Origin of the sequence: Nitrospira moscoviensis, assembly GCF_001273775.1 — a bacterium.
GTDB classification, from domain to species: domain Bacteria; phylum Nitrospirota; class Nitrospiria; order Nitrospirales; family Nitrospiraceae; genus Nitrospira_D; species Nitrospira_D moscoviensis.
In genome coordinates, this window is record NZ_CP011801.1 from 2,045,533 (window position 1) to 2,068,976 (window position 23,444).

General features: G+C 62.1%; 19 protein-coding genes and 1 pseudogene. 1 reads left to right on the top strand and 19 read right to left on the bottom strand.

Annotated features, from left to right (window positions below; translation table 11 throughout):
* Positions 1-75 precede the first annotated feature (75 nt).
* Together flgF and NITMOv2_RS10095 are read right to left on the bottom strand one after the other, a co-directional pair.
* Positions 76-846: a flagellar basal-body rod protein FlgF gene (gene flgF / locus NITMOv2_RS10090; RefSeq protein WP_053379748.1), complete on the bottom strand. Its 771-nt coding sequence runs from the start codon at positions 844-846 to the stop codon at positions 76-78.
* 180 nt (positions 847-1,026) lie between these two features.
* On the bottom strand, positions 1,027-2,013 hold the full coding sequence (locus NITMOv2_RS10095) for a GGDEF domain-containing protein (RefSeq protein WP_053379749.1): 987 nt from the start codon (positions 2,011-2,013) through the stop codon (positions 1,027-1,029).
* Between the two features lie 239 nt (positions 2,014-2,252).
* Here NITMOv2_RS10095 and NITMOv2_RS22700 point away from each other — a divergent pair.
* Positions 2,253-2,432: pseudogene (locus NITMOv2_RS22700) on the top strand (IS3 family transposase); the annotation flags it as partial.
* Here NITMOv2_RS22700 and NITMOv2_RS10100 read toward each other — a convergent pair.
* The 17 genes from NITMOv2_RS10100 to NITMOv2_RS10185 all read right to left on the bottom strand — a co-directional run bounded on the left by NITMOv2_RS10100 (position 2,392) and on the right by NITMOv2_RS10185 (position 23,425).
* Positions 2,392-3,060, bottom strand: coding sequence for an RHS repeat domain-containing protein (locus NITMOv2_RS10100; protein ID WP_053379750.1), 669 nt, complete (start codon positions 3,058-3,060; stop codon positions 2,392-2,394). The pseudogene NITMOv2_RS22700 and the gene NITMOv2_RS10100 sit on opposite strands and share 41 nt — an antisense overlap.
* Positions 3,061-3,398: 338 nt before the next feature.
* Complete coding sequence (locus NITMOv2_RS10110; RefSeq protein WP_083447919.1) at positions 3,399-7,142, bottom strand: RHS repeat-associated core domain-containing protein; 3,744 nt, start codon at positions 7,140-7,142, stop codon at positions 3,399-3,401.
* The gene (locus NITMOv2_RS10115) at positions 7,139-9,760 is read right to left on the bottom strand and encodes an IPT/TIG domain-containing protein (RefSeq protein WP_187299424.1); all 2,622 of its coding nucleotides are present in this window, start codon (positions 9,758-9,760) and stop codon (positions 7,139-7,141) included. The genes NITMOv2_RS10110 and NITMOv2_RS10115 overlap by 4 nt, the downstream gene beginning before the upstream one ends.
* A 241-nt stretch (positions 9,761-10,001) precedes the next feature.
* Positions 10,002-10,751: a sigma-70 family RNA polymerase sigma factor gene (locus NITMOv2_RS10120; protein ID WP_053379754.1), complete on the bottom strand. Its 750-nt coding sequence runs from the start codon at positions 10,749-10,751 to the stop codon at positions 10,002-10,004.
* A gap of 36 nt (positions 10,752-10,787) precedes the next feature.
* Positions 10,788-11,648 carry a MinD/ParA family protein gene (locus NITMOv2_RS10125; RefSeq protein WP_053379755.1) on the bottom strand — a complete coding sequence of 287 codons (861 nt, stop codon included), beginning with the start codon at positions 11,646-11,648 and terminating at the stop codon, positions 10,788-10,790.
* Positions 11,649-11,656: 8 nt separating this feature from the next.
* On the bottom strand, positions 11,657-13,003 hold the full coding sequence (gene flhF / locus NITMOv2_RS10130; protein ID WP_053379756.1) for a flagellar biosynthesis GTPase FlhF: 1,347 nt from the start codon (positions 13,001-13,003) through the stop codon (positions 11,657-11,659).
* 8 nt (positions 13,004-13,011) lie between these two features.
* Positions 13,012-15,111 carry a flagellar biosynthesis protein FlhA gene (gene flhA / locus NITMOv2_RS10135; protein ID WP_053379757.1) on the bottom strand — a complete coding sequence of 700 codons (2,100 nt, stop codon included), beginning with the start codon at positions 15,109-15,111 and terminating at the stop codon, positions 13,012-13,014.
* A gap of 134 nt (positions 15,112-15,245) precedes the next feature.
* The gene (gene flhB / locus NITMOv2_RS10140; protein ID WP_053379758.1) at positions 15,246-16,325 is read right to left on the bottom strand and encodes a flagellar biosynthesis protein FlhB; all 1,080 of its coding nucleotides are present in this window, start codon (positions 16,323-16,325) and stop codon (positions 15,246-15,248) included.
* The gene (gene fliR, locus NITMOv2_RS10145) at positions 16,318-17,106 is read right to left on the bottom strand and encodes a flagellar biosynthetic protein FliR (protein WP_053379759.1); all 789 of its coding nucleotides are present in this window, start codon (positions 17,104-17,106) and stop codon (positions 16,318-16,320) included. The genes flhB and fliR overlap by 8 nt, the downstream gene beginning before the upstream one ends.
* Before the next feature lie 4 nt (positions 17,107-17,110).
* Entirely contained in the window at positions 17,111-17,380 is a 270-nt protein-coding gene (gene fliQ / locus NITMOv2_RS10150; RefSeq protein WP_053379760.1) for a flagellar biosynthesis protein FliQ, read from the bottom strand.
* Between the two features lie 95 nt (positions 17,381-17,475).
* Positions 17,476-18,237: a flagellar type III secretion system pore protein FliP gene (fliP, locus tag NITMOv2_RS10155; protein WP_053379761.1), complete on the bottom strand. Its 762-nt coding sequence runs from the start codon at positions 18,235-18,237 to the stop codon at positions 17,476-17,478.
* The gene (locus NITMOv2_RS10160) at positions 18,224-18,625 is read right to left on the bottom strand and encodes a FliO/MopB family protein (RefSeq protein WP_053379762.1); all 402 of its coding nucleotides are present in this window, start codon (positions 18,623-18,625) and stop codon (positions 18,224-18,226) included. The genes fliP and NITMOv2_RS10160 overlap by 14 nt, the downstream gene beginning before the upstream one ends.
* A gap of 108 nt (positions 18,626-18,733) precedes the next feature.
* Complete coding sequence (gene fliN / locus NITMOv2_RS10165; protein ID WP_053379763.1) at positions 18,734-19,108, bottom strand: flagellar motor switch protein FliN; 375 nt, start codon at positions 19,106-19,108, stop codon at positions 18,734-18,736.
* A 24-nt stretch (positions 19,109-19,132) separates the two neighbouring features.
* The gene (gene fliM / locus NITMOv2_RS10170; RefSeq protein ID WP_053379764.1) at positions 19,133-20,107 is read right to left on the bottom strand and encodes a flagellar motor switch protein FliM; all 975 of its coding nucleotides are present in this window, start codon (positions 20,105-20,107) and stop codon (positions 19,133-19,135) included.
* A gap of 11 nt (positions 20,108-20,118) precedes the next feature.
* Positions 20,119-20,676 carry a flagellar basal body-associated FliL family protein gene (locus NITMOv2_RS10175; RefSeq protein WP_053379765.1) on the bottom strand — a complete coding sequence of 186 codons (558 nt, stop codon included), beginning with the start codon at positions 20,674-20,676 and terminating at the stop codon, positions 20,119-20,121.
* A gap of 298 nt (positions 20,677-20,974) precedes the next feature.
* On the bottom strand, positions 20,975-22,711 hold the full coding sequence (locus NITMOv2_RS10180) for a flagellar hook protein FlgE (protein ID WP_053379766.1): 1,737 nt from the start codon (positions 22,709-22,711) through the stop codon (positions 20,975-20,977).
* 57 nt (positions 22,712-22,768) lie between these two features.
* The gene (locus NITMOv2_RS10185; protein ID WP_053379767.1) at positions 22,769-23,425 is read right to left on the bottom strand and encodes a flagellar hook assembly protein FlgD; all 657 of its coding nucleotides are present in this window, start codon (positions 23,423-23,425) and stop codon (positions 22,769-22,771) included.
* Between the last annotated feature and the right edge of the window lie 19 nt (positions 23,426-23,444).

Genomic DNA, 23,444 nt, shown 5'->3' on the forward strand with positions numbered 1-23,444 from the left:
GTGATCAGTGACACGTGACGAGCAAAGATCGGTTGGCTTTTTCTCGTCACTCGTCACCAGTCACTCGTCACTGTGTTAAAGCACTCTTCCCACGTCCTGAATCGCCACTTCGGCCATGCGGTCCAGCGTCTGAATCAGCTTTTGCGTGGATTCGTAGCTCCGCATGCCTTGAATCATCTTCACCATCTCGCCGATCGCGTTGACGTTCGACTCTTCGATGTGCCCCACTTGGAGCAGCGGATTTTTCGCGGCGGTCCCCTTGTCGGACACGAACAGCCCTTCGGCGAATTTGGCCGGCATCTGATCGTCGGGGAATTCCATAATCTTGATCGCCGCCACCGACTTGTCGTCGACCTTGATGTCGCCTTGCGTGGAGATCTCGAGCTTGCCGGCCGGGATCTTGATCTCACCCTTGGTTCCCATCACCGGATAGCCGAGGTTGGTCACGAGCCGCCGCTGGTTGTCGAGCGAGAACATGCCGTTGCGGGTGTAGCGGGTGCCTTGCGGCGTCTTCACTTCGAAGAAGCCTTGTCCTTGAATCGCCAGATCCAGCGGATTGCCGGTGAGCCGGATTCGTCCCGGCTCAAAGGTCGTCTTCACGAGATGCGGGGCGACGAAGGCGCGTTCGGCCGGCCCAAACGGCCGTGCGCCGATCTGTTGCGCGAGTCCGGCGGTATGGCCGGAGGCCGGCAGGGCGAGGTGGGGTTTCGGGAAGACGGCTTGAAACGCCTGCTCGTCCTGCTTGAAGCCGGCCGTGTTCACGTTCGCCATGTTGTTGGCGAAGACCTGCATGCGCCGCTCGTGGGCCAATGCGCCGGACAGGATCGGATAGATGCCGCGATTCATGGTGCTGGTGCTCCGTTTTGCTCGTGCGGAGACTCAGCAACCCCCGTGCCACACGGGCGGTTTTGGCGAAGGCCGGCGAAGGAGCGGAAACGGCGAGGTTTGCTTAGGCGTGCTGCGCGTAAACGGGGCCGGAAAGACGGCGGAGCGGGAGATTTCTACCGGCGGCCCTGCAGAATCTTCCTAGCGGCCGGTGATGAGCTGGTTGCTGAGTCGATTCTCCGTCGCGGAGAACCGGCCGGATGTCGGCCGTCCGAATGCGTGGCCTGTCGTGGGATCTGACGCAAACGCGATGGCGCCGTCATTGTCTTGACTCTGCGAGAGCATGAGCGCCGCCTTCTTCAGAAGCCCGTCGGCCTCGACGCCGTCCCAGGGCGCGATCGCGCCGCCGATGCGGCAGGACAACAGCAGCTCTTGGCCTTCGATCTGAAGCGGCAATCCGATCGTCTGGCGAATCGCGCGCGCCGTGGCGAGGAACTCGGCGGCTTGCTGCACGTTGTCGAGCACCACCGCAAAGCGCCGTTCGTCCAGCCGCGCCAGAGCGTCCTGCGCGTGGAGCACGCTCTTGATGCGCGCCGCCTGCACGCGCACGACGAGCGGGGTCGGGAGCCATCGGTGGGAAGCGCCCGGGGTCTGGTCCCCTTCTTCGCGTCTCGCGTGGGACCCGACCCCGTAGTGGACCAGATCGATGACGAGCACGGCGACGAGGCGCGACGTGGCCTCGGCTCGGGCCAGCGCTTGAGTCAGCAGCACGTCGAACAGGCGCCGGGTCGGCAGCCCGGTCATGCCGTCATAGGTCGAGAGCGGCGGAGCGCCGCCGTGCGTCGTGAGCCGGCTTTTCCTGGGCCAGCAGAGCACGCCGATGATGCCGATGCCGAGGCTCATCACCGCGCCGATTCCTCCGAGCAGGAGCCGCTGCTTCACGTCCTTGAGGGCCGCGGCCGAGACACGCGCCTCCAGACGGCCGTCCGGCGCCGTCAACATCCAGGCCAGGCTGGCGGCGCAGGCCAGCGCGGACAGGCCGACGCAGATCGAGGCCCAGGCTCGCGAAAGGGTGCGGCCGGACCGGGATCCGCGGGCGCGCGCGGATGGAAGACGGAAGTCATGGATGGAGAACTTGCCTTGGGCCAAAGACGGCGGCGGAACGTCGTGGTGCTGCATGGTCGCCATGGCAAATGTGTGTACTTGCGCGGTACAGCTGAATCGGCGGGCGCGAGCGGAAACTGAAGTCAGGAAGGACCTGGTGCGAGGAGCAAACAGCAACGAGCAGCAACGAACTGAGGAATAGAGCCGCCCTAGAGCCGATCAGTAGGCCAGATCAGCCGGTTTGTGGACCCAACCTCTTCAATGGGCTGAGACCTTCGGGTTGAGAAAATGGTTCCAGGCACCTTCAGATTTTCTCGGTGGCCGAGAACTTCTTCAGTACGTTGAAAAACGAGCTCGTGCATCACCAGACGTATCACACCCGGGACGAAGCCAGTCGGGAGATCTTTGCGTTTATTGAGGGGTTCTATAATCGCCAGCGGCTCCACCAGAGCCTGGGCTATCTCAGTCCACTGGCGTTTGAGCGACAGGTGGGTGACTCTTAACCTGGTGTCTACGAAACCCGGGCCAGCTCATCGTCCTCCCGAAGCTGCCTCCCACTTTGATCCGGTTGCCACTCCCATCGTAGGTGTAGAGCAAGTCTCCCACTGTGACAGTCCCTTGCTTGTACGTCAGGCTTGTCAACTGCGAAGCTGCGTCATACGCATACAGGATGCTGGTCCCGGTGGGGAGGGTGAGGCTCGTGCGCCGACCCGCCGCGTCATAGGCCATCGCGGTCGTGCTGGTTCCCTGCTGGATCTGTGTCAGCCGATTCGCATTGTCATACGTGTACGTAACCGCCGGCTGGCCGACGACCGTCATGCTCGTGCGCCGACCGGCATTGTCATAGGCGTAGTCGATCTGCCCTTGGGCCGTCACTTCTTGCGTCAGCCGATCCAGACCGTCATACGTGCGAGTGATGGTGGCGGTGACGTTGTTGCTCGCATCCTTTTCTTGGATTTGAGTCATCCGATTGCCCGCATCATAGGTGTAATTCGTCGAGGTCCCGTCGTGATAGGTGGTCTTGGTGCGCCGATTCAAGGCATCGTACGTGGAGGTCGTCACCTGCCCTTTGGTGAGCGTCGTCGTATTGTTCAGCGGATCTTTAAAGGTGAGCGGCTGGCCCCTGGTCAATAGCCTAATCGATGAGCAAGAATGATTATCCTTTGCACAATTAGAGCCCCTGCTACCAATATGAGAAGAGCTCCCACCAAGTAGAAACTACGTGCCTCCCATTTCCTTGGGAGAAGCCTCTTGCCAAGTTTTGACAAAACAGGCTGTAGTGAGGCTGGCGGATCAAGCAAAATATTCCAGCCGTTCTTTGTTGAAATGATCAAAAGGAAGCCGACTACAATTCCAATTTGAAGAAATGCTATTTCGTAAAGCAGTTGGTAAACTGTGTACTCCATAGACATATTTTCTGCCTCAGTGCTTTGACTTTAATATCGTAAATCTCTCCAAGAGATCTTGCCCTACTTCTGAATGCTACCTGAGAAGCCAGCACCTACTCCTAAGCCTATAGATAGGCCCTGCTGCAGCGTTGTCTGACCACCTGTGCCCTGATTCGGATTGTCGTAGAAATAAGTCCCGATACTGGCTTCTACTCCGATTCCGAGCCCCGGTATCTGAAAAGTGTAGATATTTACGTTTGCATTAATAGGATTGAGATTGTTGGGAGGCTCGTTATAGGAGCCTTGAATTTGAATTTTAACTTCTGGAGGAAAGGTCGTCGTAGCCCTGCACCCCCCTCCAGCGGTACACTGCATTCCATTTGTTCCCCAGGTAGCGCTAATACCACCATCAAGTTTTTTCCCCTTCGACGGGTCTAATCCAAGAGGATCATTGTATATCATTACTTTATTACTGACATAAGCGTAAAAGTTCGGCCCTGCATAAAACCCGATCGGATCTTCGCTGATAAACCGCTGCAGCCTTGGATGATAATACCGCGCCCGATAGTAGGAGAGGCCGCTCCCATCATCCTCCCGCCCGGTGTATTTGTATGAGTTCGTGTTCGCCTGGCCCAGCGTCGTCGCATAGCCAAATGGTTCATACGTGTACTGCGTTTGGAGCGTGCCCGTGGCATCCCCCAAGGCAATCGTCGAGCCTAAGGCGTCGCTTAAGAGGGTACTCGTTCCAACTCCATCGGTTCGCTGGAAAAACTCGTCAATGCCTAAGCCCGTGATCAGATTGGCTGTCACAGTTGCGCCGGACTTTTCCTGTACCGGATTGAGCCCATCGTACACATAATTGGTCACCACACCATTCACGGTTCTTCCCGTTCTTCTCCCAAAGGAGTCATAGGTAAAGCTGGCGGAGAAGCCCGTTGCGCTGATCCCCGTGAGTTGGTCGCGTGCATTCCACGTGTAGGTTGCTGTTCCGCTCGGATCGGTGACCGTCGCGAGGTTCCCGTTGAGATCGTACGTCTCCGTGTTGGCGCCAAACGTCAATTGCTGATTGTTGGCGTTGTAGGAAACTGTAGTTAATGCTGGAGGAATGGTTGTTCGGGCGAAGGCACCACCGACCTTAATTCGATTGCCTGCACCATCATACGTGTAGGTCAAGTCGCCAATGACCGTGGTGCCAGACTTGTACGTGAGGCTCGTGAGCTGGCTCGCGGCATCATAGGCATACACGATGCTGTTGCCGTTGGGTAATGACAGACTTGTCCGTCTGTCCGCATCGTCGTACGCGATCGTGACCGTGCTCGTGCCTTGCACCACTTGCGTGAGCCGATTGGCATTGTCGTAGGTATAGGTGACTTGCGGCTGGCCCACGACGGTCATCGTGGCGCGGCGGGAGGCGTTGTCGTACGTGTAATTGATTGTCCCTTGCGCGGTCACTTCCTGCGTCAAGCGATCGAGGCCATCATAGGTCCTCGTGATGGTCGCGGTGACAGTCTGGCTCGCGTCCTTTTCTTGTACCTGCGTGATTCTGTTGCCCGCATCATACGTGTAATTCGTCGAGGTGCCGTCGTGATAGGTCGCCTTGGTCCGTCGGTTTAAGGCGTCGTAGGTATAGGTGGTGACGTGCCCTTTGCGATCCGTCACGGTCGCGACATTCCCGTTGTTGTCATACGTATAGGTCTCAGTATTGAGTAACGCATCCTTCCGCGTGGCCAGCCGATCCATAGTGTTGTACGTGTAGGTCGTCACCTGGCTCTTGGCATCGGAAACGGTCAGCAGATTTCCATTCGCATCGTAGGTGAATTGCGTCTGGCCGTTCAACGCGTCGGTCAATTTCGTGATGCGATTCAGCGTATCCACATCATATTGTATGCGTTGTCCGAGGGCGTTCGTGACGGCCAGCAGGCGGCCCACAGAATCAACGAATCTCGTGGACGCCCGATTCAGTGGATCCGTCGTGCTCACAAGATCCGCGGCCGCGTAACTGAGCGTCGTCGTATTGTTTAGCGGATCTTTGATTGTCAGCGGTTGGCCTTGGGCGTTCACGGTGATGGTTGACACTTGGTTCAGGGCATTGGTGATGGATGTCAAGTTGCCCTTCGAATCATAACCAAAATTCGTGGTGTGGTTCAGTGGATCAGTGATGGATGTCACTTGATTCCACGTCGAATCGTAGGTGAATGTCGTTGTCACCGCATTCGGTGTGGTTGCCAGGCGGGTAATGGTCAAAATGTTTCCTTTGGTGTCATAGGTGTACGCCGTCTTGCGGGTGAGCGCGTCCGTGACGCTGAGGATCAAGTTGGTTCCGGCCTGTCGTTCGAATGTGGTCGTCTGGGCTTCCGGCTGACCGAACGCGAGGGTATCCGTTAACGCATAGCCGGCACTGTTAAACGTCAGCCGCCGCACGAAGCCGCGCGGGTCCGTGACGTCGGTCTGTATTACTTTTCCATTCCCATCCAGCACGTACGCGAATTGATAGGTGGTGCTGTCCGCTTGAGTCTGGGTACTGACACGGCCGTTCGTGTCGTACGTATTGGTCAAGAAGACAATGCCCTTCGGATCTTTGATCGTCAACATCAGGTGGGCGGCATCGTAGCTATATTCGGTGATCCCATTAGCCGGGTCCGTCACTTTCCAAAGGCGTCCACTGGCATCATACGTGTAGGTCACCGTGCGTCCGATATTATCGACCGCTTGGGTGATGCGGTTGCTGGTGTCATAGGTTAATTGGAGGAACTTGGTCGAGGGGCTGATGATGCGGGTGAGCCGGCCCAGCGAGTCGCGGAGCAATGTCGTGAGATTCCCGTTTCGATCCTCGACCTCCATCAGCAGCAGGCGCGCATAGGCGCTCAACGAGGAAAATCGATAGGTCGTGCCGTCCTTGCGCTTGAGGCTCCATCGCTGGCGGGCATTGTCCCAATTCAACGTTGACTGCAAGGCGGGGCTCGGAGAATTCTGATTGACCAGCGATGCGGTAAAGCAATCCGTGCCGCTGGTGCGCGTGTAAGTCTCGCGGGCTCCATCTGGCTGGATGAGCTGCATGACGCTGCAGTCGTTATCGCGGGCAAGCCACAAATCATACGGATGGGTCGTGCCGATTCCGAGGGTACGCGAAGCGGTGTCGTTCTGCCGATACGTTCTTGTCAAAGCCAGGGGCATGATGTCGGGGACCGCTAAGTCGGTCTTCTCCAGGATAAAGAGTCCGGTCGCAAGATCGACCGGATCACCATCCTTCTTCTTCTCTCCGTCCGTCGCTTTCTGGTCCGGAGGATCAGGGGCCCACTTTGGAGGATTTGGATTGTTGACCGGATGCCTGGCTTGATCCCATATGTCGTAATGCCCTCCATTGGCCGCGTCACCCCACGAACACCACTGTACGGGAATAGGAAGTCCTATGTCTGCCACCACATTCCCATTGATGTCGCTGACCCGCATGGCAAAGAAGGACCCATAGGTAGGCGGTTGTTCGATGCTTGATTTGCAGTCCCAAATATATCCGTTTATTGACTGCCATCCCGCTGGTATTCCGGATGTGTAGGGGTCCGGCCGCTTGAAAAAGGAGAGGCCATCGTAGTTAGGATTAGTGCCGGCTGAGTAATTCACCGTGTAATTACCTTTTTGGCCTACATAGTTCAGCGTCCCTGAACCACCAGGCGGCATCGCTAATCCACTGGCAACACTTTGTCCCCCAATATCAGCCCCGCCTGGCGCAAGAACCTGAGCCAGGCCCAAGGATGAACCCATAGCTGTATGCAGGAGGAAGACCACTAGAAATCCAGCATCCTTGCTTAATGCACGTTGGGTTTTCATGGGTTCGTCACCTGCAGGTTGAGGGTTCCGGTCGTTGTGCCTGGGCTGATTGTGACCGTATAGGTACCGGTCGTCCCCAGTGTCACGGTCGGTAAGTTGAAACTGGTTGCTGAATTTCCTGCCCCAGTTTGCCAACCTCCGCTAGGGGTATACAGGTTCACCGTAAGCGCGCCCAGCGTATTGCCCGTGATTCGTACCGTGACTTGCTGCCCAGCCGTGCCGGCGAAGGTATAGCGGGCGTTTTGTCCTGGTCTCCCGATAGAGATCGTCGTCGCAGGGTCATTGATCGTGACTGACCCGGTCACGTCCGAAGACAACGTGAGGGTCATGTTGCCCGTATAGTGTGCGGCGGGGTTGACGGTGATGGTGTACGTGCCGGTGGTCGGCAAAGCCGGCGGATCGAAGGTCGCGCCGGCTGTGGTCACATTGGCCGACGATAACGTAGTGCCATCTGGTTTCAGCAGCATCACTGTACTGGACGTGATGGTCACGCTCGTGATCCCGAGACCAACCCACTGCCCCGCTGTGCCACTAAATGTGTACAGGGCATTCTGGCCGATCGTTGAAATCGTGGAGACTGTCGCTGCGCCGTCCAGATTCAGCGTACCGGTGAGGTAGGACATCAAGGTCAGCGTGATATTCCCGGTGTACGTCCCTGCGGGATCCACAACGATGGTGTAGGTTCCGGTGGTCGGCAGCGTACTGGGCGGTTCCAGTCCTCCGCCGCTCGTGCCCACTGAAGCAGAGGTCAGCGTGGTGTCATCGGGTTTCAGCAGGGTCACATTCACGGTGGTCAGTGTCACGGAGGTGAGACCAAGGCTCACCCACTGACCCGCCGTTCCGCTGAACGTGTAGCGGGCCGTTTGCCCGGCGCGCGCGAAACTGATCGGCACCGAGGCGCCGTCGAGCGTGATGGAGCCGGTCAACGCTGATGAGAGGGTCAGCGTCATGCTGCCTGTATACAACCCAGCGGGATCGACCACGATCGTATAGGTCCCGGTGCTGGGCAAGACCGGAGGATCGAGACTGCCACCGCCGGTGCCGACACTGACCGAGGACAAGGTGGTCCCATCCGGCCGGAGCACAGACACGGTGCTGGACGTGATGCTCACGCTTGTCAGGCCGACGTTGACCCACTGACCGGCCGTTCCGGTGAAGGTGTAGCGCGCTCGCTGGCCTGGCACGGTAAGGGAGGAGGTGACGCTGGCTCCATCAAGCGCAATCGTGCCGGTCACATCCGCCGCTCCGTAGAGCGTCAGCGTCATGTTACCTGTGTAGGTGGAGACCGGATCGACCAGAATGGCGTAGGCTCCCGAGACCGGTAACACCTGAGTATCGAGTGCCCCCCCAGATGTGTTGATCGAAGTCGCCGGAATGAAGACGCTTCCGTCCGGTTTATACATGGACACGTTGGATTGCGTGATCGTGACACCCGTCATGCCGAGGCTGACTGTTTGTCCAGCCGTGCCGGTAAAGAAGTAGCGCGCGTTCTGCCCTACGCGGGTGATGGATACCGTGGCCGGCGTCCCTGCAATCGTGAGATTGCCCACAAGCTCGGCGGACAGCGTGAGCGTCATGTTCCCAGTGTAAGTGCTGGCCGGGTCAATCAGGATGGTGTAGGTCCCCGTCACGGGGAGCACGGGTGAATCGAGCGAGCCGCCACCGCTGCCGATGCTTGCGAAGGATAACACCGTCCCATCTGGCTTGATGAAGGAGACCGTGCTGGATGGAATGGTGACGTTCGTTAGGCCCAGATTGAGGCGTTGGCCGGCTATCCCATCAAATACGACCAATCCCACTTTATTGGCAGTGGTAATCGAAGCCACCACCGTCGCTCCCCCGACCACAATGCGGCCGGTGAACTGCACGTCGGCAGGAGGAATTCCGGCGGGACTGACAAAGAAATCTTGAGAGCTCGTGGCGTTGCCGTTAACCGTCGCCACTCCGATCGGGCCGGATTGGGCTCCGACAGGGACTGTGACACCGAGTGATGTGGCAGACGCCGTCGTGACGGTCCCGTAGGCGGGATTGAACGTGACCTTGTTCTTCGTCGGCGTCGCATCGTAGTTTGTCCCGGTCAGCGTGACCGTCGTTCCGAATGCCCCCACTGTTGGAGAAAAACTGGTAATCGTCGGGGCTGCTCCACTCCCTGTGGTAAATGAGGACACGCTCGTGGCCGTAGTGCCGGCTACGGTCACGCTAATCGGGCCCGTGGTCGCGCCGTTCGGCACCGTCGCCGTCAGAACCGTGGTCGAGGCGGTCAGCACCGTCGCTGTCGTGCCGTTGAACTTCACCGTATTGGACGCCGGCGTGGCGCTGAAGCCGGTGCCATAGATGGTGACGGTCGTGCCGACCGGTCCGCCGGACGGCGTGAACTGGAACACCGCCAACGTGCCGGAGCTTTGCCGTGTGATGCCGGTCAGATTGCCGACCGCATCGTAGGAATAGACGGCGGTGTCGGTGGCCGGATCGATGACGGCGATCAAGCGGCCGAGATGGTCGTAGACGTAGCTGATGTCGGCGGCTGAACCGGAGAGGACCCCGGCGAGTGCCAACGCCGCTGAAAACAGGACCGCCCTTCCGCGGTAGCCCATGCTCTGCCCGAATACCTGACTCATCGTCCTCATGCATGATTCGACCTGGCGCACGCCAAGCCGCTCCCTTTGTATCGCGAAGCGTTCGATTCCCGACCGACAACGGCCGCGCAGTATAGACAATTCCAAAAATTGCACAATCCCACGTTTGAGGGTCCCCCCTCGAACGTGGGTGGTGATTTTGCTGATATGCAAATCGATTTCAGGCGAGTAATAGCGTCGTGCAGGAAAAACAACGGGTGGGGTAAGCGCGATTCTGGTTCGATCAGCCGCCTTGGTGTAACGCTGCCTTCAAACGCAGGATCGCTTTCGTGTGGATCTGGCAGACGCGGGATTCCGTGACTTTTAACAGCTCGCCGATTTCTTTCATCGTGAGCTCCTCATAATAATAGAGCGTCAGCACGAGCCGCTCTTTTTCGGGCAGCAGTTGGATCGCGCCGGCGATCAGCTCGCGCTCACGCTCGTTCACCAGCATGGAGAGCGGATCGGGATTGTGGGTGTCGGCGAGCATCTTCACGACCTTGTGGCCGTCGGGCTCTTGCAGGCTGAGGTCGTCGATGCTGATCATCACCGCGCCGCGGGCGCGGGTGAGGAACTCGTCCAATTCCTCCAGCGACATCTTCAATTCGGCGGCCACTTCTTCGTCGGAGGGCGGCCGCCCCAGGCGGCTCAGCAGCTCCGTATGGGTCTTTTGCAGCAAGCCGATGCGTTCGTGCACCGAGCGCGGAATCCAATCCATCGAGCGGATTTCGTCCAGCATGGCGCCGCGGATGCGGAATTCCGCATAGGTTTTGAATTTCGCTTCGCGGGTCGGATCGTACTTGTCCATGGCGTCCATGAGGCCGATCGTGCCGACCGAGATCAGGTCTTCCGCGTCGAGATAGGCCGGCAGGCGGAAGGCCAACCGGTGCGCCATGGCCCGGATCACGTGCGCGAACTCTTTGATCAATTGCTCGCGCCCCGCCTCGTGTTTCGAACCGGATCTCCGCTCCCGCGATACCGCCGTTTTGCTCATGATTCCCTTGTGTCTCCCTGGGATGTTCCGCCGCCGTCAGCCCGCCTGCACGAGTCGCCGCCACAACAGTTGCACGGAACTTTTCGGGATGCCGGGGCGCGGCCACTGGATCACCTGCCGGGCGAGTGCGGCGAAGGCCCGGGAGGCCGGCGCTTCGGGGAACAGGTCCGCGACCGCCCGCTGCTGCATGACCGCCAGCGGCACATAGTCGTCGTGAGGAATACAGCCGACATAGTCGAGGGCGACGTGCAGGAACCGGTCGGCGGCGGCGTCCAATTTCCGGAACACGTCGGCCGCCTCCCGCCGGTGCTTCACCTGATTGACCAGCACTTTGAAGCGGCGCTCGCGGTACTGCCGGGCGAGGACCTTGATCAAGGCATACGCGTCGGTCAACGAGGTGGGCTCCGGCGACAACACCACGATGGTCTCGTGGGCCGACGACGCGAAAAACGTGACGAGCGGCGAAATGCCGGCGCCGGTGTCGACCAATAGAATGTCCGCGCCGGCGGCGATCTGTTCGAGCTGCTCATGGATCAGGAGCTGCTGCGACTCCGTCAATCCCGTCAACGCCTGGACGCCGGAGCCGGCGGGCAGCACCTGGATGCCGGCCGGTCCTTCGATGAGGATTTCGTCGAGACGCCGCGCGCCAGCCAGCACGTGCTCGATCGTATAGCGCGGGACCAGCCCCAGCAGTACGTCCAAGTTGCCCAGTCCGAGGTCGGCGTCCAAGACGAGCACCCGTTTGCCGGCCTGGGACAAGGCCACGGCGAGATTCGCGACGACGTTCGTCTTGCCGACGCCGCCCTTGCCGCTCGACACCGCGATCACCTGCGTGTCCCGTTCGGGCTCTGCGCGATCCGCCGCGACGGCTATCGGGCTCTCCGGTCTGCTCTGCATAGCGGTTCCTACCTTTCGTTCGGTGCGGTCGCGGCTGCGACCGGGTTCATCCGTGTCAATGCCGGAGCAAGCGGCTCATGGGACTGTGGAATTTGGTAATGCTGTGCCGTCAGGAACGACGCCAATCGCTCGGGCGTGGCGATCTCGAGATCCTCCGGCACCCGCTGTCCGGCGCTCCAGTACGACAACGGCGCGCCCGTCTGGTGCATCAGCTCGAAGAGACCGCCGAAGGACGCCGTTTCATCCAGCTTGGTGAAGAAGAGGCGCAGCAAGGGCAGCGTGCTGACCCGATCGTAGATGCGGAACAGATCCTGTTCGCGCATCGACGCCGGCACGACCAGATGGACGTCCAGCGCCGCGTCGTCTTTCAAGAGCTGATGCAGCTCCTGGGCCGCGGCCACCTCCTCCGGTCCCGCGCCGGGCAGATCGATCAGCACCAGCTCCGCCTGGCTTTGGCGCTTGAGACCCTCGTAGACCTGGCGAGCCGACAGGGCGGAGGCGAACGGGACGCCGAGCACGTTCGCGTACATGCGCAGCTGCTCCACCGAGGCTTGGCGATACGTGTCGAAAGTGACGAGGGCGACCGATTTCTTTTCTTCCAACCGGTAGTGCGCCGCAAGCTTCGTGACGGCGGTCGTTTTGCCCGATCCGCTCGGGCCGAGCAGCAGGGTGACCGTCCGGTCGCCGGTGCCGGCCAGGAGCGGCCCGCTCACACGAATGCGCCGCGCCAGGACCGTCCGCATTCCCTCTTGAACGGCCTCGCGCGACAGGGTTGGCCGGCCGTCCACCAGGGCGTGCAACTCCCGGCCCAGCGATTCGGCCGTCGAGGGTCTGATCCCTTGCGCAATGAGCGATCGGCAGCAGGTCGCCACGTCGCCGGAGAGACGGCCGCCCAATGATTGGGCCTCCGGAGGCAACGACGCGCCGAGCAGATTGCACAGATCGTGCAGCTCCGTGCGCAGCCGGCCGAGGCGCTGTGCTTTCCACCCGGCCGTCGGCCGCCCACCCGTCGACCGGGGAGCCGGCGCCTCAGCCGCGGCGGAAGACGGTTTCAGCAGCGACGCGAGCGTCTCTTGAAACGCCGAGACCGGGGCGAGCGGCGGGTCGGGCGCGGCGGCGGACGGTGGAACGTCGGCGGCTTTCGGCGGCGCGCTGACCGTTCGGTGCACAGCCTCCGGGTGCGGCTCTTCGGCCGCCGCCATAACTTCCAGGACGGGCTTGTTGAAGAGGCGCAGCAAGCGGCCGCCTTCCTGCACTTCTTTCGACGACAGGATGATGGCGTCCGGCCCGAGCTCGTCCTTGATGGCCCGGATGGCGTCTTGCATCGTCAGGGCATGAAACGTTTTGACCTTCATGGCTTACCTCATGACGGTTGCGCGAGCTCGGCGTCGAGGCGCACCGTATCGAGCGACTGCAGGCGCACGAGCGCGTCGACTTCGTTCAATCCCATCACCGGCACCGAATGCAGGATGCGGTCCGTCAGGCGCCGCAGATGGCGGCGGACGCCCGGCGAGCAGAGCACGACCGGTTGATACCCTCTGGCCGCGACCCGCTCGGCGGCTTGCTTCAAGCTGCTCAGCAGCTTGTGCGAGACGGTCGGATCGAGCGTCAACGCGGCGCCCTGCGGCAGGCCCGCGGCCTGCTCGGCCAGCGAGCGATCGAGCCGCGGGTCCAACGTGATGACCGGCAGCGTGCCGTCGGGCTGCTGGTACTGTTTGGTGATCGTTCTCGCGAGCGCCTGGCGCGCGGCTTCCGTCAACACCTCGGCGTCCTTGGTGGCGGACGCCTGATCGGAGACGGCTTCCAGGATGGATCGCAGATCGCGGATCGGGATGCCTTCCTTCAGCAGGTTGCCGAGCACCCGGACGACCGTGCCCAGCGGCAACAGCGTCGGAATCAACTCCTCCACCAGCTTGGGATGGACTTTGCCGAGCTCGTCCAAGAGGGCCTGCACTTCCTGCCGCCCCAGCAACTCGTGCCCGTGGCGCTTGATGAGCTCGGAGAGATGGGTCGTGATGGCCGAGCTGGCGTCGACGACCGTGTAGCCCGCCATCTGCGCCTGCTCGCGCGCGTCTTCCGGCACCCACAGAGCCGGCAGGCCGAACGCGGGCTCCTTCGTCGGAATGCCCTGCACGAGCCCCTTCTGCCCGGTGCCCGGATCAATCGCCAGCACGTGGCCCGGCAACACGTCCGCTTTCGCGACTTCGACGCCCTTGAGGATGATGGCGTACTCGTTCGGACGCAATTGCAGATTGTCGCGGATATGGATCGGCGGCACGACGAAGCCCATCGTCTCCGCAAACTGGCGGCGCAAGCCTTTGATCCGATCCAACAGGGCCGTGCCTTGCGTGCCTTCGACCAAGCCGATGAGCCCGTAGCCGACCTGCACTTCCATCAGATCCAGCGGCGCCACGCGGGTCATGCCCTCGTCCGGCTTGGCCGGCGCGGCGGCGGCGGGCGGAAGGATCTCCGGCGCCTGCTCCTGCCGATGGAGATAGTAGGCCGTCCAGGCCACGAGCCCGCCGAGCACGAGGAACGCCAGGTGCGGCAGACCCGGGATCAATCCCAAGGCCAGCAGAATCCCCGCGGCCGTGCCGACCGCCTTCGGCGACATGAGCAGCTGCTTCGTCATCTCGCCGCCCAAATCCGTGTCCGACGCCGCGCGGGTGACGACGATACCGGCCGCCGTCGACACGATCAGGGCGGGAATCTGCGCGACCAGGCCTTCACCGACCGTCAGCAGCGTATAGGTCTGCGCGGCGAGACCCGGGCTCATGCCCTGCTGCAGAATGCCGATCGTCAAGCCGCCCAGAATGTTGACCAGGATGATGATGACCGCCGCGATCGCGTCGCCGCGGACGAACTTGCTCGCGCCGTCCATGGCGCCGTAGAAATCCGCTTCTTCCGCGATCTCGCGCCGCCGCCGGCGCGCCTCATCCTCTTTGATCAGGCCGGCGTTGAGGTCGGCGTCGATGCTCATCTGCTTGCCCGGCATCGCGTCCAACGTGAACCGGGCGGCGACTTCGGCCACGCGCCCGGCGCCTTTCGTCACGACGACGAAGTTGATGATGACGAGGATCGAAAAGACGACCAGCCCCACCGTATAGTTGCCGCCGACGACGAAGTTGCCGAAGGCGCGGATCACCTCGCCGGCCGCGCCCGCCCCTTCGTTCCCGTGCAGGAGGATCAAGCGGGTGGAGGCGATGTTCAGCGACAAGCGCAGCAGCGTGATCATCAGGAGGATGGAGGGAAAGACGGAGAACTCGATCGGCCGGCGGACTTGCAGCCCGACCAGGAGGATGATGACCGACAGCGTGATGTCGAAGCTCAACAACAGATCGAGCAGAAACCGCGGCAGCGGCAGCAGCATGACCATGAGAATGGCCACGACGCCGACCGACACGGCGATGTCCGGATGCTTCAGCAAGGGAGCGTGTGCCTGATCTTTCACAGTCTCTGTCATGTTGCTCCCAAGGTGCTCAAAATGGCTGTTCAGCAAGGCTGCAGGCGCTGCACGAACCGGAGGCGTACCCTCCGGGGTACGTTGAGGATTCGTGCAAGCCGAGAACGCCGCTGGCGGCCATTTTCAGCACCTTACTACCCCGGCGTGATGCCGCGCGCGCGATACACGAACGCCAGAATTTCCGCCACGGCGCGATAGAGGTCGGCCGGGATTTCCTTCCCGATGTCCACCAGCTTGTACAGGGTGCGCGCCACGAATTTGTTCTCCACCACCGCCACGCCATGATGGCGCGCCAATTCCCGGATCCGTTCGGCGACGAACCCGGCGCCTTTGGCGACGACGTAGGGCGCGGCTTTCTTGGCCGCGTCGTACTTCAGCGCGACGGCCAGGTGCGTCGGATTGGTCACCACCACGTCGGCGGTCTTCACGGCCGCCATCATCCGCTTTTTCGCCAGGTCGCGCTGCGCGGCCCGCACGCGGCTGCGGATGAGCGGGTCGCCTTCCGCGGCCTTGTGCTCTTCCTTGATCTCTTCCTTCGACATGCGGAGGCCGCGCTCCCACTCGTAGCGCTGATACAGATAATCCAGCCCGGCCAGGAGCGCGATCGCCCCCGCGATCGCCAGGGCGGATTTCAGGGCCAGCCGGCCGGTGACCAGCAGCGCCGAGTCCATGTCGAATGCGATCAGCGCCGGCACCTGGGCGAGATCGTCGCGCATGACGTACAGGCCCGCTCCGGTGATGAGCGCGATCTTCAGCAGCCCCTTCACCAATTCCATCACCGAGCGCAGGGAGGCGAGACGCGAGAGGCCCTTCATCGGATTGAGGCGGGCGAAGTCCCATTGCAGCGCGTTGGGACGCCAGAGGAACCCCGTTTGCGCCAGCGACGCGCCGGCGCCGATCAGGGCGATCCCCATGAAGATCGGAAGCACGAGCAGGAGTACGGTCTCGCCGGTCTGCACGATCACGTCGTGGACGCGGTCGATGGTCGCGCCGTCCAGCGCCGCGCGGTCGACCGACAGCGTCAATCCCCGGCGCGTCACGTCCGTCATCTTCCGCATCCCGACCGGCAGGAGCGCCGCGAGCAGGCCGATCCCCCCGAGCAGCACCGCCGCCGTGGAGACGTCGCGGCTCATCGCCACCTGGCCTTGGCGGCGGGCCTCTTCCTTGCGTTTCGGGGTCGCCGCTTCGGTCTTATTGTCGTCCTGGTCAGCCATGTCCCAGCACCTTCATCAGCGCCTCGATCGCCATCTGCAGGCGCTCGATCTCGCCGGCCAGCAACGAGACGGTAAACGGCATCGCCAGCCCCATCACGATCAAGCCGCCCGCGATGGTGATCGGAAAACTCAGCACGAACACGTTGATCTGGCTCACGGCCCGGCCGAGCATCGCGAGCAGAATGTTGAGGAGCAAAATGGTGATCAGCACCGGCGCCGCCAGTTTCAATCCGAGCGTGAACATCTGCTGGGACAGATGCACCACGTCGTCGCCCAACGCGGACGGCAGCGAGGCGCCGAACGCCGGAATCGCCTCGTAGCTGGAGACGATCGTCGCGACGGCCAGCATGTGCGCGTTCAGGGAGAGAAACACCAGCGAGGCCAAGAGCGTGAAGTACTGCCCGACCAGCGGCGTCTGGTGCGCAGTGGCCGGATCGAACAGCTGCACGACGCCGAAGCCCATCTGGACGCCGATCATTTCGCCGGCCAATTCGAGCGCGCCGAAAAACAGACGCACGGCCAGCCCGATCGTCAGGCCGATCGCCATCTCGCCGACCAGACCGGCCGCCAGCAGGAGCGGGTCGTGCGACACGGCCGGCAGATGGATCACCGGCGCCAATGCGGCGCCGAGCACCAGCACCAGCGCGATCTTCACCTTCATCGGCACCGTGCGGCCGCTCAGGACCGGCAGCGCCGCCAGGAGGCCGCCGATCCGGGAGACGAGCACGAGGAAGGCCTCGAATTCCGGCAATGCGATCTGGATGGTGTGGGCCAGCGCCATGGGTTCAGTGGACGTAATTCGGAATGTTGATCAGCAGATTGGTCATGAACGACGTGAGCACGCCCAGCATCCAGGGCAGAAACAACAGCAGCGCGCCGAAGAGCGCCAGCACTTTGGGGACGAACGTGAGCGTTGCTTCGTTCAACTGCGTCATGGCTTGAAACGCGCTCACGAGCAATCCGACGATCAGGCTCAATCCCAAAATCGGCGCGGACACCAGCAACGTGGTCTCCAGCGCCTGCCGGCCCAGCTCGGTCACGATTTCAGGAGTCATAGTTCTCAGACCCGGTGACGAGTGACAAGTGACGGGTGATAAGTGGGATGCCGCAATGCTTGCTCATCACGGATCACTCGTCACCCGTCACGGGTTTATTGAAAACTCCGCACCATCGAGCCGACGACGAGGTACCAGCCGTCGGCCAGCACGAACAGAATCAGCTTGAACGGGAGCGAGATCACGACCGGCGGCAGCAGCATCATGCCCATCGACATGAGAACGCTGGCGACCACCATGTCCACGATCAGAAACGGGATATAGATGAGAAAGCCGATCTGGAACGCGACGCGCAGCTCGCTCAGGATGAACGCCGGGATGACGACGTGCGTGGGGATCTGCTCGACCCGTTCCGGCTTCGGCAGCTTGCCGAGGCTGACGAACAGCTCCAGATCCTTCTCGCGCACTTGCCGCAACATGAAGCCGCGGACCGGCTCGATGCCCTTCGTCCAGGCGTCCTCGTAGGAGATCTGCTCGGCGAGCAGCGGTTGCAGGGCCTGGCTGTAGACCGTCTGGCCGACCGGCGCCATGATGAACAGGGTCAAGAAGAGCGCCAGCGACAGGAGCACCTGGTTGGGCGGCACCGCCTGCGTCCCCAATGCCTGCCGGAGGAACGAGAGCACGATCACAATGCGCGTAAAAGACGTGACCATGATGAAGAGGGCCGGCGCCAGAGACAGAATCGTGAGGAGGAGGAGGATCTGGATGACGACGGCGGTCTGTTTCGGCGCGTCCGATCCGAGATCGAGGCTGACCGAGGGCCCGGCGGCCCAGGCCGGGGCAATCCAGATCGCCGTCAACAGGCACACTGCGCCGAGAAGAATCGGCAGGCGCCACAGCCGATCAGCGGTCCCCATGGGTCTCCTTGCTTCCATCCGGATGCCCGATCCACCGCCGAAGCCACGAGCCGAGCGGCGTCGATTCCAATTGCGATGCGACGGGCGCCGCGGCCGACGCAGCGAGCAACGCCTGCACGGTGGCCGGATCCCCCACCCGTCCCAAATCGATGAGATCGTCGGCCGTCGTCCCGACGATCAGGTACTCGCCCGCGACCGAGACCAGCGCGATCGTCTTGCGCGGCGCGACGTAGCCGCTGGCGACGACCTGCACCAGCGGGCCTCCGCCCGCGATCCCCGTCCGATTCCCCAGCACCCGCCTCGCCGCCAGCGCCAGCAGCCCCATGAGGATCAGGACGACGGCCAGCGCGGACGCGGTGCGGAGCAAACTGTCCCAGAGATCGATCACAGATGCTCCTTGCCGTGACGAGTGACGAGTGACGGGTGGCTAGAGGCGGTCACGTACGGTCCTCCTTCTTTTGACTGGTCACGCGTCACTGATCACTCATCACTGGCTTCACCCCAGCTGCTGCACCCGTTCGGCGGCGCTGACGACGTCGGTGAGCCGGATGCCGAATTTCTCATTGACGACGACGACTTCGCCGCGGGCCACCAGCTTGTTGTTCACCATCACTTCCATCGGCTCCCCGGCCAGCTTGTCCAGCTCGATGACCGAGCCCTGGGCCAGTTGGAGCAAGTCGCGGATGGCCATTCTCGTGGAGCCGACGAAGACCGAGACGCTCATGGGAATATCGAGAATGAAATCGATGTTCTTCGGCGTGCCTCCGGTCTCGCTCTGTTGGACCGCCGGAAACGCCGCCGGTTGTGGGGCGGTGCCCGCGGCGCCGCTCGTCTGTGTCTCCGCCTGCGTGGTGGATTCTGCGTCGCCCATGGTCGCTCTCTCCGTGAGTGGTGATCAGTTGATAATCTTGGTCACGCGGCAGGCGTGATTGCCCTTGAAGACCCCGGGACTGCCTTGAAATTTGTGATAGCCCTCGATGTAGCAATCCAACGGGTCCCCCGGCCGCTGGTCGAGCAGCACCACGTCGCCCGGCGCGAAATTCAGCACGTCCTGCACGGTGACGGTCGCCGTCCCGAGCCGGACGGTGACGGGCAGCGTGCATTCCTGGAGCTTCTCGCGGAACTTCTGCGTCCAGCTGCCGTCCTGCTCCACCTGATCGGACACAAGCCCCGAGTACAGCTTTTCCTTGATGGGCTCCAACATCGCATAGGGGTAGACGATGAACAGATCGCGCGAGGTCTCGCCGATGATGATCTGGAGCGTCACGACGACGACGATTTCGGACGCCGTCACCACCATGGCGAACTGCGGGTTGCTCTCCGAGCGGACGTATTCCACCTTGACCGGCAGGACCGCCTGCCAGGATTTCTCCAGATCGGAGAGCGCCGCGGACAACAGTTTTTTGATGATCCGAAGCTGTACAGGCGTGAAGTCCCGGCCTTCCGGCTTGACATGCGTCTGACCCTTGCCGCCGAAAAAGTAATCGACGATGAGATAGACGAGAAACGCGTCCATGACGAACAGCGCGTTGCCGCGCAGCGGGTGCATGTGGAAGACGTTCAACGAGGACGGCATGGGGACTTTTTTCAAAAACTCGCCGAACTTGATGATTTGTGTGCCGACCACGACGAAATCGATCGCCTCCCGGAGCAGCGCCGTCCAGGCCACCGACTGGCGGCGGATGAACCGGTCGTTGACCAGTTCCAGCGTCGGCATGCGCCCGCGGATGATCCGTTCCTGGTTGAGGAGATCGTATTGCTTGACCCCGCCGGCGGCCGCCGTCTCCTCTTTCGGCGCCGTGTCGACTTCCCCCGACACCACGCCCTTGAGCAGCGCATCGATTTCGTCTTGCGAGAGGATCTTTTCCATGGACACGGAGCCTATTGAACGACGAAATCCGTGAAATAGGCCGATCGCACGCCCGGCTTCGAGAGCAGGCCGTTGACCCGCTGCGTGATCTCGTCGCGGAGCTGGAACTTACCCTGGGGTGTTCTGATCGTCGTCGAATCCTTGCTGCTCAACAGGACGAGAATGGTGTCCCGCAATTGGGGGACGCGCGCGGACAATTCGGCGGAGGCGGCCTCGTTCTCCGCTTCGAGCTTGACCGTCAATTTCAAATAGCGGATCTCCGGCGAGTCCGCGAGATTGACGATGAAGGGCTCGAGATCGAACATCGCGCCGGGGGCCGCCGCCGCTCCGTGCTTTCCGCCGCCGTCTCCGCGGGACTCCGCTTTGGCCTGCGGCTCCGGTTTGCGCTCCTCCGGCGCGGCGGCCGGCTCGCTCTTGCCGCCGAGCATCTTCACGACGACGAACGCGCCGCCAAGTCCGGCGACGAGGGCCGCCACGACTACGATGATGAGCAACTTGATGGGTAACGCGGGCGCCGCCGGGGCCGGCGGGGCTTTGTCGTCTGCTGTCGCCGCTGCTGCGTCTGCCATAGGATCCTCCTCGCGTCAGGCAATGGTTGGGCGAGACTGCAATGCATATGCCATTGTGGAATGAGCGGAGGAGAGAGAAATCGCCGCTCTATTCAATGCGATGGCGCCCGGGCGCAAGCGGGAGGCGCCTGCCGTCATGGGGTCGTCAGGCGCTCGATTGACGGCGTCAGAAAACTGACGGGAGACGGAAAGAAAGTGCCGAGCCGGAAAGGGCCGGGGGCCGAGCTTCGAAGAATGTCGATAACGCGCTTTTCTACTCGGACCTCGAAGCTCGGCCCCTTTCCGACTTGCTTAGAGGCTACCGTTTCAGATTGACGAGCTCCTGCAGAATCTCGTCGGACGTGGTGATGACCCGCGAGTTCGCCTGGAAGCCGCGCTGCGCGGCGATCATGTCGATGAAGCTTTCGCCGAGATCGACGTTCGACAATTCGAGCGAATTGGACAGGACCCGGCCGAGCCCCGCGCTGTCCGGCGTGCCGGTCACCGGCTGGCCGGAGTTGCCCGACTGTGCAAACGTGTTTTTGCCGGTGCGCGTCAGGCCGATCGGATCCGGGAAGCGCGCGAGCACCACCTGCGCCAGCGCGCGCAGCTGGCCGTTGGAGAACCGTCCGCTGATCGTCCCGTTCGCGTCCACGGAGAAGGCCTGCAGCGACCCCGCCGCGAATCCGTCCTGCGTCTGCTGGACGAGCGCGGACGTCGAGCCGAACTGCGTCGTCCCGTCCAAGCCCGCGCCGCCGTCGGTGGTCACGCTCGTGCCGTAGTTCATGACGATGAGCTGATCCTGCGTGGCGCCGTTGAAATCGATCTGCAATTGGCCGGGCGTCGTCCCAGCCGTGCCCGCGAGCGTGCCGGTGTCGTACCGGATGACCGGGCTTTCCCGGTCCAACGTCCCATTGGTGCCGAAGGTCAGCGTGCCCGATCCGACTTTCACGATGCCCAGCGTCGTGTCGATATTCCCGGTGTGGTAATTGGCCGTCACGACGTCCGACGCGGCGGCGACGACATTGTAGTTCCAGCTGTTGGCGCCGATCTTCGTGAAGTAGGTCGTGAGCAGGTGGCTGTTGCCGAGCGAATCGAACACCGTCATCGACGTTGAAAAGTCCGACGTGGCGGGCGGATCGGAAAGCAGGAAATCCGTGCCCGTGGTCGACGTCGGCGTGAGCATGTTGAGGTTGGCCGCCAGGGTGTCGCCGCCGTTGGCGGTCACCACGACCGTGCCGGTTCCGGTGGTCGAATTATTCGTCGTGCCCGTGATGCCGGAGGTGAACGTGAAGACGTTGGAGGCGTTGACCGACGCCGTGAAGCCGGTATAGGCGGCGGCCTTGAAAGGGTCGTTGGGAATCAGCGCGCGCACGGCGTTCTGGATCGCGGTGGCGAGGGCGGAGCCCGTCAGGCCGTTCGCCACGGTGATGGTCCGCACCCCGTCGCCGTTCAGATTGACATTGAACGAGTTGTTGCCGGCCGCGGTGGTCGTCACCGACGCCGCGGAGGCGACGATATTACCCCGCACGCCCGTGGGGGTCGTGGCCGAATTCAAGTTGGCGGCGACCAAGGCCGTCGTCGTCGCGCGCGGCGAGGCCGTGGTCGAGGGTAGCGCGATGTCGCCGATCGTGCCGGTGATGGTGCCGGTGGTGTCGGCCAGGAACCCCTGCAGCTTGAAGCCCGTGGGGTCCACCACATTATTGTTCTTGTCCAGCCGGAACAGGCCGGCGCGCGAGTAGAACGTGCCGCCTTGGGAATCCTCCACGATGAAGAAGCCGTTGCCGTCGATGGCGAGGTCGAGCACGTTGGAAGAAGTCGCCAACGAACCTTGTGAAAAGTTGCCTTGCACGGAGGTGAGCGCCACACCGATGCCGGTCTGGATGGCGCCCGACCCGCCCGAGATCGACGAGCTGATCAAGTCTGCGAACGTGGCCTTGCTCCCCTTGAAGCCGACCGTGCTGAGGTTGGCGATGTTGTTGCCGATGACGGACAGCGCCGTGCCGTTGGCATTGAGCCCGCTGACGCCGGCAAACAGTGACGACAGAATTCCCATGGGTCACTTCCTCCTTCTTGAATCAAACGATAGCCTCGCCCTGAGCCTGTCGAAGGGCTATCGCACTTCGACGATGGCGGATGGCTCCACCGTGACATCCCCGACCGCCAATTTCGGCTTCCCTTGTTCCATGCGCACGCCGGTGACGGTGAGCTGTGCGCGGCTCTCGGTGACGACCGGCGCGCCCTGGTGATCGACGGCGGCGATCAGATACTCGTACACACCGGCCGGCATGGGCGTCCCGTTGTTGTCGCGCCCGTCCCATTGCGCCTCATTGAGCCCGGCCTGGCGGCCGGCGAAATCCAGCGACCGGACCACGTGGCGCTGCTGGTCGAGAATGGTGATCTGCACGCGAGCCGCGTTTTGTTCGAGCGCATAGGTGAGCGGCGCCGGCCCGTTGTCCAATTGGACGAGCGGGCGATCGAGGCTGATGCGGCGGCCGACCATGGGCAGCAGCGTGAACTGCAACGACGCGGTCTGCGCGTCGAGGCTCTGCTGGAGCAGTTGGGCCTGCTTGGCGCTCTGGTCCAACTGGCTGAACTGCGCCAACTGCGCGACGAACTCGGTATTGTCCGTCGGCTTCAGCGGATCTTGGTTCTTCAACTGCGTGACGAGCAGGCGCAGAAAATCCCCTTGCCCCAATTCGCGCGGCCCGGTTTTGGGGGATGGGTCCGGCGGCGGCGTGGTGGTCGTGACTCCGGAGACGATAGCCATGGCGCGCTCCTCTTCCCTC

Coding starts and splice junctions, on each gene's coding strand:
- flgF (WP_053379748.1), bottom strand. CDS start 846: ATGAATCGCGGCATCTATCCGATCCTGTCCGGCGCATTGGCCCACGAG.
- NITMOv2_RS10095 (WP_053379749.1), bottom strand. CDS start 2,013: ATGGCGACCATGCAGCACCACGACGTTCCGCCGCCGTCTTTGGCCCAA.
- NITMOv2_RS10110 (WP_083447919.1), bottom strand. CDS start 7,142: ATGAAAACCCAACGTGCATTAAGCAAGGATGCTGGATTTCTAGTGGTC.
- NITMOv2_RS10115 (WP_187299424.1), bottom strand. CDS start 9,760: ATGAGTCAGGTATTCGGGCAGAGCATGGGCTACCGCGGAAGGGCGGTC.
- NITMOv2_RS10120 (WP_053379754.1), bottom strand. CDS start 10,751: ATGAGCAAAACGGCGGTATCGCGGGAGCGGAGATCCGGTTCGAAACAC.
- NITMOv2_RS10125 (WP_053379755.1), bottom strand. CDS start 11,648: ATGCAGAGCAGACCGGAGAGCCCGATAGCCGTCGCGGCGGATCGCGCA.
- flhF (WP_053379756.1), bottom strand. CDS start 13,003: ATGAAGGTCAAAACGTTTCATGCCCTGACGATGCAAGACGCCATCCGG.
- flhA (WP_053379757.1), bottom strand. CDS start 15,111: ATGACAGAGACTGTGAAAGATCAGGCACACGCTCCCTTGCTGAAGCAT.
- flhB (WP_053379758.1), bottom strand. CDS start 16,325: ATGGCTGACCAGGACGACAATAAGACCGAAGCGGCGACCCCGAAACGC.
- fliR (WP_053379759.1), bottom strand. CDS start 17,106: ATGGCGCTGGCCCACACCATCCAGATCGCATTGCCGGAATTCGAGGCC.
- fliQ (WP_053379760.1), bottom strand. CDS start 17,380: ATGACTCCTGAAATCGTGACCGAGCTGGGCCGGCAGGCGCTGGAGACC.
- fliP (WP_053379761.1), bottom strand. CDS start 18,237: ATGGGGACCGCTGATCGGCTGTGGCGCCTGCCGATTCTTCTCGGCGCA.
- fliN (WP_053379763.1), bottom strand. CDS start 19,108: ATGGGCGACGCAGAATCCACCACGCAGGCGGAGACACAGACGAGCGGC.
- fliM (WP_053379764.1), bottom strand. CDS start 20,107: ATGGAAAAGATCCTCTCGCAAGACGAAATCGATGCGCTGCTCAAGGGC.
- NITMOv2_RS10175 (WP_053379765.1), bottom strand. CDS start 20,676: ATGGCAGACGCAGCAGCGGCGACAGCAGACGACAAAGCCCCGCCGGCC.
- NITMOv2_RS10180 (WP_053379766.1), bottom strand. CDS start 22,711: ATGGGAATTCTGTCGTCACTGTTTGCCGGCGTCAGCGGGCTCAATGCC.
- NITMOv2_RS10185 (WP_053379767.1), bottom strand. CDS start 23,425: ATGGCTATCGTCTCCGGAGTCACGACCACCACGCCGCCGCCGGACCCA.